Genomic DNA, 12468 nt, shown 5'->3' with positions numbered 1-12468 from the left:
AGTCGCGCTTTGTCAACAATTTAATTTTCTAATTCTGGGAAATTTTTCTTTTCTTCATACAATCGTGCAAAATCTTGTATTGATAGCGTTTCTCCACGTCTTTTAGGATCAATACCTGTTTGCTCAAGCCATTTTAATATACTTTCTTTATGTTGCTTTCCATCTTTAAAGAAGTTCTGATAGTTGTTATTAATTGTTTTACGTCTTTGCGCAAACGCTGCTTTAGCTAATTTAAAGAACGCTTCTTCATTATCCACGTGAACGAGTGGCGTTTCTCTTTGCATTAATTTAACCACTATGGAGTCTACATTAGGTGGTGGCATAAATACAGATTTAGGCACAGTTAACACTTTACTTGTTTCAGTATAGTACTGTGTAACAATAGATAATGAGCCATACGATTTCGTTCCTACTTGCGCATTCAAACGCTCTCCCACTTCTTTTTGCATCATCACAACATAACCATCAATCGGAATATCTTGTTGCATTAAGTTCAGTAGAATTGGTGTTGTTATATAATACGGCAGATTAGCTACGACCATGATTTTGTCACAATCATTTAGATATGTTTCAACCGCTTTAGCAATGTCTGCTTTCAATATATCCTCGTTAATAATCGTAATATTGTCATAAGGCGCTAATGTTTCTTTTAAAACTGGTATCAGTCGTTGGTCTATTTCAAATGACATCACTTTTTTAGCACGCTTCGCTAATTGTTCTGTTAAAGACCCCATACCAGGTCCCACTTCAATAACACCTGTATGGTCATCAATTTGACTCGCATCTATAATTTTATGAATGATATTAACATCTACTAAGAAGTTTTGTCCTAAACTTTTTTTAAAGTTAAATCCAAATTGATCTAACAACGCTCGCGTTCGTGAAGGTGTCGCAATATCTTTTCTCTCCACCTTTTATTCACTCTCCTTTTCCATAGATAATGCTTCGCGCACATCTGCTTCTGTATAACCAAATGCATTAAGTTTCTTCAATAATTGCTTACCGTTTGAATGTCCAATGTGTAACTTACGACCTAATATGTCTCTTCTACGACGTGCATCTTTGCCGATGATTAAACCTAAATCAATCAGCACACTTTTGTCAATTGACTCTTCCGCTTCTTCAAAAGGAGAGCTGACATGCATTAAAGCATCTCTAATATCTTGGGGGTCTGCATGTTCAACGCCAATTTTACCACGCTTATTTTTAGCCTTCTCTCGATCTAAATACGCATGTTTAACGCCCAAAACATGTTCCGTAATCGTGTGTCGTATTTTATCACCTGGAAAGTCAGGGTCCGTTAATACAATCACCCCTCTTGTTTCTTGTGCATTTTGGATGACTGCTAACGTTTCTTTATTAATGGCACTACCATTTGTTTCAATCGTGTCACATTCGACAGCCGACTTTACACGTTCTGTATCATCTCTACCTTCTACGACGATAAATTCATTGATTTTCATAATAAAAATCCTTACCTTTCAAATTCATTTCACATATATTATAACTGCTCATCATATAAAAAATGAGAAAGATGCCGTGTGTCATGTTGCTAAAATCATACCATGACAGACACGGTTTAACATCTTTCTCAGACATATCATATTATTTTAATTTAAATAAACGTTCAGCATTTTCGGTAGTCTGACGACATACGTCTTCATATGTCATTCCACGTAATTCTGCAATTTGTTGTGCAACTAAAGTCACACGTTCAGGTTCATTACGTTTACCTCTGTAAGGATGAGGTGAAAGATAAGGCGCATCTGTTTCAACTAATAATCTATCCATAGGTACATGTTTTGCGACCTCTTTAGGTTGCTTAGCATTCTTAAACGTAACTGGACCACCTAAAGAAATATGGAAATTTAATTTATTAATAACCACATCTGCGATTTCAGGAGAACCACTAAAGCTATGCATAATGCCGCCTACTTCTTCAGCATGCTCTTCCATCAATATATCGACACAATCTTGCGTCGCTTCACGATTGTGAATAATAATAGGCAAGTTTACCCTTTTAGCGAGCGCAATTTGCTTTCTAAACACATCTTTTTGAACATCAGCTGGAGATTTATCCCAATGATAGTCTAATCCCATTTCTCCTATACCAATGACTTTAGGATGTTGTGCTAATTGTTCAATCCATTGTAAACGTTCATCTGTGAAATCAATAGCATCAACAGGGTGCCAACCAATAATGCCATAAATAAAATCATATTCATCTATTAATGTCATCGCACGTTCAATTGTCGGTGTATCAAAACCAACAACAAACATACGGTCAACACCTGCTTCTCTCGCACGAGAAATGACTTCAGTTAAATCTTCTGCATATTGTTCATCATTTAAATGGACATGTGTATCGATTAACATTTTATCTCTCCTCATTTTACACTTTATTACTATTTAATAACTGCACCATTTGGAATTGCACTTGGCAAGCTAACTAATGTTAAAACACCGTCTTTTTCAGCTGATAAAATCATTCCTTCAGATTTTTGGCCCATTAATTTTGCTGGTTTTAAGTTTGTAACTACTGCTACTTTTTTACCAATAATATCTTCTGGACGATAGAATTTAGCAATACCAGAAACAATTTGTCGTTGTTCTGAGGCTAAATCAATTTGGATTTTTAGTAATTTATCAGATTTTGGAACATTTTCAGCATCTGTAATAGTTGCCGCTTTAATTTCAACTTTGTCGAAATCTTTAATATCAATTTGTGCTTTACTTGGTACTTCCGCTTCTTCTTTAGGTTCTTCAGATTTTGGAGGTTGCATAGATTCTTTAATATATGCTATTTCCGCATCAGTATCTAAACGTGGGAAGATTGGTGTTGGTTTCTCAGTTACCATAATAGGTTGTTTCAATGCACCGTATTGCTCAAGGCTTTCTAATTCAAACAATTCAGGTTCATTAATATTTAATTGGTTGAAGATTTCTTTAGGTGCATGTGTTAAGAATGGACGTAATAACACTGCAGCATATCGAATATTTTCAACTAAATGTGCCATGACGTTACCAAGCATATCCTTTTGATGCTCATCTTTAGCTAATACCCATGGTGTCGTCTCATCAATATATTTATTCGTACGGCTAATCAATTTCCATACCGTTGATAATGCCACAGAGAATTGGAAACTTTCCATACTTTCATTGAAGTGTTTCACTGTTTCAAGTGCCATTGCTTCCATATCTTCGTCTAACTCGTGTTTTGGTCCTTCGTAAGCAGGTAATTCACCTTGGAAGTACTTATTGATCATAGAAATCGTACGATTCACTAAGTTACCTAAATCGTTCGCTAAATCATAGTTTGTACGCTCTACAAAAGCTTCAGGTGTGAACACACCATCTGAACCAAATGGTAATTCGCGCATTAAATAGTAGCGTGTTGCATCTAGGCCATAGCGATCGATTAATACGTTTGGATCGACAACGTTACCTTTAGATTTACTCATTTTACCGTCTTTCATCAAAATCCAACCATGTGCAAATACCTTTTTAGGAAGTGGTAGGTCTAACGCCATTAATAAAATCGGCCAAATAATTGAGTGGAAACGTACAATTTCCTTCGCCATTAAATGTACATCTGCTGGCCAGTATTTTTGGAATAATGCATCGTCATCTGATAGATAACCTAATGAAGAAATATAGTTTACGAGTGCATCAATCCATACGTATACAACGTGTTTAGGATTTGATGGAACTCTAACACCCCAGTCAAATGATGTACGTGATACGGCTAAGTCTTCTAAACCTGGTTTAATAAAGTTATTAATCATTTCATTCTTTCTTGAAGGTGGTTGAATGAAATCTGGATTAGCATCATAAAACGCTAATAATTTATCTGTATATTTATTAATGTTAAAGAAATAACTTTCTTCTTTAACTAATTCAACTTCATGACCAGAATCCGGGCTTTTACCCCCAACGATTTTGCCATTTTCATATACAGGTTCTACTAATTGTGACTCAGTATAGTATGTTTCATCAGGTACCGAATACCATCCTTCATACTCACCAAGGTAAATGTCACCTTGTTTCAAAAGACGCTCAAATACTTTTTCAACTACTTGTTTATGGCGTTCTTCTGTCGTACGGATGAAGTCATCATTAGAGATTTCTAGTTTACTCCAAAGCTTTTTAATACCACTGATCATTTCGTCTAAATACTCTAATTCAGTTTTACCTGCTTTTTGGGCTTTTTCTTGAATTTTTTGGCCATGTTCATCTGTACCAGTAAGGTAACGAACATCATAACCTTGCATACGTTTGTAACGTGAAATCACATCACCTGCTACCGTTGAATATGCATGACCGATATGTAAATTACCACTTGGATAATAAATTGGGGTTGTAATATAAAATGTTTCTTTCGCCATCAATAGTCCTCCTCATCATTTACAAAATAATACTATATACTTACTATTTGTTTTTATACATTTTGATACTTAAACGCATCACGATATTCCTTTAATATTTAGTTATTTATCATTATAACGCATATCCATTTTCTAGTGTCGTATCCTATTAACATTACCATAAATCCATTAATTTATGGGTGATTTCTAAGATTTTCATAGCCTAATTCCCTTGAAAAAATAATCAACCGATGTGTCTAATTTTGCTACATCATTCATTAACATTGTGGTATATGTCATAAACCTCTCCAGTTTTCATATGACGGTCTTCCGCAACTAACTTAATTGCTTTTTTAGGCTTGATCTTTTGTTCTGACATATAATGTTCAACATGTTCAGATATGGTCAATGATTCAAACCATTGTTCAGTTTCAAGAGGCTTAGCGCCCTCTATCAAAATAACAAATTCACCTTTTTGCATAATTTCATCTTGTTGAAATGCGTGTAATAAGTGTTCAACATCTTGCATGACAATTTGTTCGAACTTTTTCGTTAATTCGCGGCCGACTGCAACGCGTCTAGTCGCATCAACTTTCGCAATGGCTTTTAATGTTTCAACTACTCGGAAAGGAGATTCATAAATAATTAAAGTGCTGTCTTGATACATTCTTTCCTGTAATATCGCGATCTTTTCTTTTTCTTTTCTAGGTAAAAAGCCTAAAAAAGTATACGTATAAGATGGTAAGCCACTTGCCATCAACGCAGTTAATCCAGCATTAGGTCCAGGTACCGTTTCGACATGAATATCATGATTATGGGCAGCAACTACTAATTCATAACCTGGATCACTTATTAAAGGTAAACCTGCATCAGACACTAATGCAACATTGTATCCTTCATTTAATAGATCAATTAAATATGCCGTTTGTTGAGTTTTATTATGTTCATGATACGATTTTAAAGGGGTTTGAATATCATAATGATTGCAAAGCTTTTTAGTCACTCGTGTGTCTTCGCAAGCTATGAAATCAACATGATTCAAAGTTTCAATTGCCCGAAAAGTAATATCACCTAGGTTACCAATAGGCGTCCCTACTAGATATAATGTCGCCATGTTTAACGCTCCCCAATCATTTTTAATTTTTCTTGTCTTGTAAATGTTTTAATTTCATATTCTCTGCGCATGGCTTCTGATTTTGAATCAAACATTTCTTGATAAACTAACACTACCGGGCGTCTTATTTTTGTATATTTAGCACCTTTTCCTGCATTATGCGTCGCAATACGTGCTTCTACATCTGTAGTATAACCTGTATATAATGAATCATCTTTGCATTTAACAATGTATACATAATGCTTAGCCATAATATACCTCTTTCATCTCATCAGTATAGTCACCCTGGTTGTTATAGATGTAAAATGGTGGTGCGATGGTTAACCCTTGATTACCATTCTTACGTCCCTCTACCACTATCGTAACAGCTGATTTGTCTATTTTACTATAAATAAATACTACACGTTTGGGTTCTATACTCGCGTTACGCATTTCGGTTAAGACATCCATCAACCTTTCAGCTCGATGAACCATCATGAGTCGGCCACCTTGCTTTAATAAATGACGTGCCGCCATCATACAATCCTCTAAAGTACACTTAACCTCATGTCTTGCTATTTTATGCGCTTCCTTTTGATGCTGATTGCGTTGATTCGTTTTAAAGTAGGGTGGATTACACGTAACTAATGTATACTGCGATGGTTTGAAGTTTTGATACACTTCTTTTAAATCCATATGATGCATTAGCAATCGATCGTTTAAACGGTTATATTCGAAACTGCGACGCGCCATATCAACGAGTTTTTCCTGTATCTCAATACTCTCTATAGGTTGTGAGCCCTTAGCGGATAACAAGAGTGCAATCACACCATTTCCAGCACATAAATCTAGTATTTTGTCATTTTTTCTAACTTCAGTAAAATGCCCCAACAATAATGCATCAGTTGAAAATGAAAACACATCGTCATTTTGAATAATTTTCAAATTTTCCTTAAATAGGTCATCAATACGCTCATTAACTTTTAACATGGTCTGTTTTCTCCTAAAAAAGAGATGTCTTTGCAACACATCAATATATTTCAAAGTGTTGAAATCCATCCCTCATCATTAACGTACGTTTTAAGCAATTACAATGTATCTTAACAACGTACCTTCAAGCCATTAGCACTAAACATATGCCAAAGGTCTAACTATTTAACACATTCATACATAGTAAACAATCTTCACCATAGCGATGCTTACCAAATAGTTCTCCATTACAAATGTGGAAGCCTTCACTATATAATACGGCGAGATTATCTTTACTTGGTAATGGTTTCTTTACATGTTTAATTGAACTTTTATTATCTTTTTCCTTACTCACTGGTTTGTTGTCTTTTTCAACACGGCTAGCAACTTTGACCGCTTCAACGTCTTGTTCGCTCTTAGCCATTAATGATTTTAAGTTATCATTTTCAACTTGTAATGCAACATTTTCTTCAATAAGTTGGATAGATAATGCTTTCAATTCACTCATTTCTTGATTTAATTGATTAACATTACTTTCAAGTCTTACAACTTTTTCAAATAGGTCATTGCGGTTCAAAAGTAACGTACCTCCTTAATTAAAAGCTTCTAATTCTTCCATTTTATATTCTAATGGTTGTTCTAAACCATCGATTTTAACTTGCATTGAGATGTCTAAAATATTTAATCCGATAACTTGTCCCTTACCTTCAGGTGTCACAATCTTATCACCTAAATCAGGCAATTGTGCTCTTGCTTCTTCATAGAAATCATTTTCATATTTTAAGCAACACATTAATCGACCACAAGCACCGGAAATTTTAGTTGGATTTAAAGATAAGTTTTGGTCTTTAGCCATCTTGATTGAAACCGGTTCAAAATCCCCTAAGAACGTTGCACAACATAGCGAACGTCCACATGGACCGATACCACCTAATAATTTCGCTTCATCTCGAACACCAATTTGTCTTAACTCAATACGCGTTTTTAAATTTTGAGCTAAATGTTTCACGAGTTTACGGAAATCAATGCGATCATCTGCTGTAAAATTAAAAATCACTTTTGATTTATCTAATGTATATTCGCAATTAACTAATCGCATATCCAACTGTTGTTCTTTAGCTAAGTCTTTACATAACTGTAATGCATCGGTTGCATCTCTATCATTTTGATAATATGTTTCGATATCTTGATCAGTAGCAACACGTATGATTTCTTTTAAAGGTAATGTAACATCACCATCTTCAACGTCTTTAGGCGGGAATTTAACACTCCCAATTTCAATGCCACGTTTAGATTCGACAACAACCCAATCATTCACATTTACGTCTAAATCTTTAGGCGCATAATATTCCAATTTCCCAGCTTTTTGAAATTGGACACCTACGATATTTGGCATTCTAACTCACACCTTTGATTACTATTTGTTCAAATACAAGCGTCGGATTAACATTTTGCATTAATTTTTTGTGCGCTTCTGTAATTTGATCGTACATGATAATAATTTGATTTAACGATAACTGGCTCGCATATTTTTCTATGTTACCTTTTAAATCTGAGTATATAAAATGATGATCAATCCCTATTTTGGCATGCATAATATCTTCAAAAAATGCATTTACCGCCGCTAACGTTAGAGATTGTAACTTTCTGTTTTTAGCATGTTTTAATAATTCTATTATTCCAATTAACGCCATAGGTTTATTTGTTAATAACAACTCACACCAATGTAAGATTACTTTCCTAAGTGCGACTAAATCATGTTCTTCATTTAAACCTTTAGCTGTTTCGAGTTGCGTAGTATAACTACTTAACATTTCCGCAACAGCTCTATTGATATCTTCTTCAACTAATCTATCTATAAAGTGCTGTTTATCACTTGGTTTAAAATAAACATGCTGACAACGCGAATGAATTGTATCGAGAATTTGTTCTGGCTTCGTTGATAGCAAAATGGCTATCGTATTCTCAGGAGGCTCTTCTAAAAATTTTAATATACTATTTTCCCCTTGAACAGTAAGCTTTTCAAAGTCCTCAATAATATAAACTTTATGTTTGCCTTCAATTGGTAGTTGATTCATTCGATGAACCAATTGTTCAATTTGTTCTTTCTTAATTGAATTCTCCTCAGATGACACATACATGAAATCTGGTTGATTGAACGTTTCTACTTTCATTTCACATTGTTGATTCCCATTACATAGAATAAGTTTTGCAAATTCCATCGCGACGTGCTTCATTGATTGAGCATCATCACCTTCAAACAAATAGGCGTGCGATAGTTTATTTGAATGATACGCATTCGCTAATTTTTGTTGTTCATCCATGCTTGCTTACTCCTTATTCAACTTTATAATATAAAAAGAGGTTAGGACCAAAGCATTTAGAATTTAGACAAACTCATTGATAAGCAACATTATGACTCAAATTTTGTCGAATCACGCTTCTCTACAACGTAACATGTTGCAAATGAGTTTACTAAACCTGCCTTTAAACACCATGCATTAGTGTCCCAGAGCATAAGCCGTTTTGTCCCAACCTCGAATATTGTATATTCATCTAAGGTGTCTTAATTTCATTTTCATTGTTTTAAAATTTATTTATTAAAATCTATGGAATGATTCGACTGGCATTACAAATACTGTAGCGCCTCCCACTTCCACTTCAACAGGATATGGTATGTAAGAATCTGCACTACCACCCATTGGTGTCATTGGTGAAACAAGTTGATCTCTATTACCACAAGTATGATCGATAACTGATAAAATATCATCTACACGATCATCATCTACACCACATAAGAAAGTAGTGTTACCGGCTCTTAAAAATCCACCAGTCGTTGCTAATTTTGTAGCTCTAAAGTTATTTTTTACGAGTTGGTCTGAAAGTTCCTGACTATCCTGATCTTGAACGATCGCTATAATCATTTTCATCTTAAAACACCTCTTCTAGTTATTATATCATAATTATTTTAAAAAATTTAAGATTATCTCATAAGTTTCATTGACTACATCATCAATATGACGTGTCGCATCTACTACTGCGAAACGCTCAGGTGTTTCTTGAATGATTTGTCGATATCCTTCAATCACCTTCTCGTGAAACGCAATATCTTCTTTATCAAGTCGATTCTGATCTCGTTGGTTTTTGAGAATTCTATCTCTACCAACTTCAGCCGTAATGTCTAAATAAACCGTCAAATCTGGATAAAGTCCATTAATTGCAAAGTCATTTAATTGTTTCACTTCTTCAATACCTATACCCCTTGCATAACCTTGATATGCAAGAGAACTATCAATATATCTATCACATAAGACAATTTTATCATCTTTCAACGCAGGCACAACTTTTTCTACTAGATGCTCTCTTCTTGATGCAGCAAATAGCATTGCTTCCGTGCGAATATCCATATTTGCACCTTCCAATACCACCTTACGTATTTCTTCACCAGTTGGCACACCGCCTGGTTCTCTAGTAGCAATTAATTGATAATCCTGTGCTAACTTTTCAGACACACGTTGCAATACAGTTGTCTTACCTGAACCCTCAGGACCCTCAAACGTTATAAATGCCGACATTTCATTCATCCTTAACTAATATTTTTTCATTTTTTATACCTTCAACTTTATCACCTTTTTGAAGGTATTCTCGCATTAATTTTATCATATTTCGGGTTATTCTTTCCCCTTTTAAATAAACAGGAATTCCTGGTGGGTACGGTATAATATGCGTTGCTAAAATGCTATGCTCAGCATGATCAATATGCATCCATGTTACTTCACCATTCTCACTAGGGAAATACTTACCTTCATCGACTGGAAGTTGAATCGACGACATTGGTTTATGTGTTGAACGTACTGGCAAGTTCAAATAAGTGATTTTGTTTAATAATGCTTCGAATGGATACCTATCATCTTCATGCCATAGTGGCAACACAAGCAACACTTGCTTATCATCAGCTAATTCAACATATATACCTAGTTGTTCAAACCATGTTTGTATTTCAAATCCAGAATATCCCGGATATTGAATTAATAATTTTAAAGGATCACTCACACAGACTGTAGTTAATCCAGTCTTATTTAATGTATCTATAAGTTGCTTTCTTTTTTCCAAAAATATGGAACCATCATAATCAACATAAAATTGGTGTGCGAGTTCAAGGCTAGCCATAACTAAATACGATGGACTTGACGTTTGAAAATACCCTAAATATCGAACTATTTCATCATTTAAGGGGGCATTTTTATGAATAAATAATATGGAACCCATCGTGAGCGCAGGCAACGTTTTATGATAAGACTGCACCACATAATCCGCACCACTTTCTAGCGCCGACTTAGGAAAATGAGCTAAGTTAAAATGGGCACCATGAGCTTCATCAACTAATACTGGAATTGCTTCACTATGTGCCCTATCAACAAATTCATTGATATCAAAACATTCACCATAATAATTTGGATATGTGACAATTGCTAACTTTTGATGATTAAACTTCATATTATGTACGTCTGGACCTAAGTATTGATCACTATCCTTACTTTTAGTCATCGCAAGTATATCCGCAGGTTGTTGTACAATATCTAAGCCATGAAAGACGGACTTGTGAACGTTACGACTAATTAAATAGTTCCCCTTTCTTTTTGAAAAGGATTGTATCACTGATAAAATACCTGATGTTGTACCATTAATTAAGAAATAGGCATTATAGTCTGGATGTTTACGACAATACTGCATACTTTGCAATATGATATCTTCAGGGTGATGTAAATCATCTAAACCAGTAATTTCGGTCATATCCATTTTAAAGTCTAAATTGTTTATACGGCCAATTGTCCCATTTTTATGACCAGGTACGTGTAATGAAATCGCCTTTTCATTAACCAATTGAGATAATTTTTCAAAAATTGGAAGTTCCATACTATACACACTTTCTAACAGATTTAGCGCACTTGCGATAAATCATCATCGCCATTACGTTGCTCAATCCACTTCGTTTTTAATAACCCCATAACATAAGAATCTTTGTACTTCCCTTGTGTATAAAAGTGTTCTTTTAATTCACCTTCAATAGTAAAGCCTGCCTTTTTATATATGTGCACGGCTTTTTCATTATTCACATCTACATAGAGATATACTTTATTCAAGTTCAAGACTAAAAAGGCATAATCAATCGCCATTTTAAATGCTTTTTTAGCATATCCTTTATTACCATATTGACTGTCTATAATAATTTGAATTTCACAATTTCTATGTACAAAATTGATTTCTACTAGCTCTACTACACCAATAGATGTTTGATTATCTTCAATAATAAATCGTCTTTCTGATTCATCTAAAATGTGTTTTTGATACAACATTTTTAATTCACTTAATGACTCATATGGCTCTTCGAACCAATAAGACATAATCGTATATTCATTATTTAGATGATGTACAAATTGTAAATCTGTTTCTTCTAATGCTCTAATTATCATTTTTAGCACTCCTTTAATTACAGTTTATGCAAGTAAATTAATGAAGTAAAGCAACTCAATTATTTTATTTGTCGAATATTTTATTTCAGAATATAAAGCTGAAATTTATAGTCTTTTAATTTTAAGCATAAAAAAAGAGGTGGGACATAAATAATATAATAATGCTATTTTGCAAATTCGCAGTAGCTGACTGAACTGAGAAGGCGCATAATTCAAGCTTTTCTCAGTTCTAGTCACCCTTGCGGGCGGGGACCCCAACAAAGAGAATTTCATTAAGAAATTCTACAAGCAAAGCAAGTTGGGAGTGGGACGACGAATTCAAAAGAATTCTGTCCCGCTCCCATTACTTCGCCTGGCAACGTCCTACTCTAGCGGAACGTAAATCGGCTACCATCGCCGCTAAGAACCTTACTTTACTTCGTGGCAAGCGCTCGCATCTTTCTTCCTTTTCTAAAATTGCTTGCTCTTTTAGCTCTACTAAACTCGCTTCTCAATTTTCTCAACTCATCAGCTTCAAACGCTTTCTCTTCGTAAAGCCATTATACATATATATCATTAAACCTTCGGT

The 12468-nt window shown here is 34.5% G+C and carries 14 protein-coding genes; all 14 read right to left on the bottom strand.

Annotated features, from left to right (window positions below):
* Nucleotides 1–20: 20 nt before the first annotated feature.
* On the bottom strand, nucleotides 21–911 hold the full coding sequence (gene rsmA / locus KA828_RS01910; RefSeq protein WP_070854572.1) for a 16S rRNA (adenine(1518)-N(6)/adenine(1519)-N(6))-dimethyltransferase RsmA: 891 nt from the start codon (nucleotides 909–911) through the stop codon (nucleotides 21–23).
* A gap of 3 nt (nucleotides 912–914) precedes the next feature.
* On the bottom strand, nucleotides 915–1463 hold the full coding sequence (rnmV, locus tag KA828_RS01905; RefSeq protein ID WP_210125306.1) for a ribonuclease M5: 549 nt from the start codon (nucleotides 1461–1463) through the stop codon (nucleotides 915–917).
* A gap of 142 nt (nucleotides 1464–1605) precedes the next feature.
* Nucleotides 1606–2376 (bottom strand): TatD family hydrolase, encoded by a 771-nt coding sequence (locus KA828_RS01900; protein WP_053031305.1) that lies wholly within the window; start codon nucleotides 2374–2376, stop codon nucleotides 1606–1608.
* A gap of 29 nt (nucleotides 2377–2405) precedes the next feature.
* Nucleotides 2406–4385 (bottom strand): methionine--tRNA ligase, encoded by a 1980-nt coding sequence (gene metG, locus KA828_RS01895; RefSeq protein ID WP_210125305.1) that lies wholly within the window; start codon nucleotides 4383–4385, stop codon nucleotides 2406–2408.
* A 250-nt stretch (nucleotides 4386–4635) separates the two neighbouring features.
* Nucleotides 4636–5478 (bottom strand): 16S rRNA (cytidine(1402)-2'-O)-methyltransferase, encoded by an 843-nt coding sequence (gene rsmI, locus KA828_RS01890; RefSeq protein ID WP_210125304.1) that lies wholly within the window; start codon nucleotides 5476–5478, stop codon nucleotides 4636–4638.
* A gap of 2 nt (nucleotides 5479–5480) precedes the next feature.
* On the bottom strand, nucleotides 5481–5729 hold the full coding sequence (locus tag KA828_RS01885) for a GIY-YIG nuclease family protein (protein ID WP_210125303.1): 249 nt from the start codon (nucleotides 5727–5729) through the stop codon (nucleotides 5481–5483).
* Nucleotides 5722–6447, bottom strand: a complete 726-nt coding sequence (locus tag KA828_RS01880) for a tRNA1(Val) (adenine(37)-N6)-methyltransferase (protein WP_210125302.1) — start codon at nucleotides 6445–6447, stop codon at nucleotides 5722–5724. Before KA828_RS01880 ends, KA828_RS01885 begins: the two co-directional genes overlap by 8 nt.
* A gap of 157 nt (nucleotides 6448–6604) precedes the next feature.
* Nucleotides 6605–7003, bottom strand: a complete 399-nt coding sequence (gene yabA, locus KA828_RS01875; protein ID WP_053031294.1) for a DNA replication initiation control protein YabA — start codon at nucleotides 7001–7003, stop codon at nucleotides 6605–6607.
* 15 nt (nucleotides 7004–7018) lie between these two features.
* Entirely contained in the window at nucleotides 7019–7822 is an 804-nt protein-coding gene (locus KA828_RS01870) for a PSP1 domain-containing protein (RefSeq protein ID WP_210125301.1), read from the bottom strand.
* A 1-nt stretch (nucleotide 7823) separates the two neighbouring features.
* Nucleotides 7824–8750, bottom strand: coding sequence for a DNA polymerase III subunit delta' C-terminal domain-containing protein (locus tag KA828_RS01865; RefSeq protein WP_210125300.1), 927 nt, complete (start codon nucleotides 8748–8750; stop codon nucleotides 7824–7826).
* Between the two features lie 276 nt (nucleotides 8751–9026).
* Complete coding sequence (locus tag KA828_RS01860) at nucleotides 9027–9356, bottom strand: cyclic-di-AMP receptor (RefSeq protein WP_011276778.1); 330 nt, start codon at nucleotides 9354–9356, stop codon at nucleotides 9027–9029.
* A 33-nt stretch (nucleotides 9357–9389) separates the two neighbouring features.
* Nucleotides 9390–10001, bottom strand: coding sequence for a dTMP kinase (gene tmk / locus KA828_RS01855; protein WP_070854567.1), 612 nt, complete (start codon nucleotides 9999–10001; stop codon nucleotides 9390–9392).
* Nucleotide 10002: 1 nt separating this feature from the next.
* Complete coding sequence (locus KA828_RS01850) at nucleotides 10003–11343, bottom strand: aminotransferase class I/II-fold pyridoxal phosphate-dependent enzyme (RefSeq protein ID WP_210125299.1); 1341 nt, start codon at nucleotides 11341–11343, stop codon at nucleotides 10003–10005.
* 23 nt (nucleotides 11344–11366) lie between these two features.
* Nucleotides 11367–11900, bottom strand: a complete 534-nt coding sequence (locus tag KA828_RS01845; protein ID WP_107630240.1) for a GNAT family N-acetyltransferase — start codon at nucleotides 11898–11900, stop codon at nucleotides 11367–11369.
* Nucleotides 11901–12468 lie beyond the last annotated feature (568 nt).

The sequence above is a fragment of the Staphylococcus sp. GDY8P85P genome, assembly GCF_017892405.1.
In the GTDB taxonomy this organism is placed as follows: domain Bacteria; phylum Bacillota; class Bacilli; order Staphylococcales; family Staphylococcaceae; genus Staphylococcus; species Staphylococcus borealis.
Note: the sequence above shows the minus strand (reverse complement) of the source record. Positions and strands in the feature narration are given on the sequence as shown.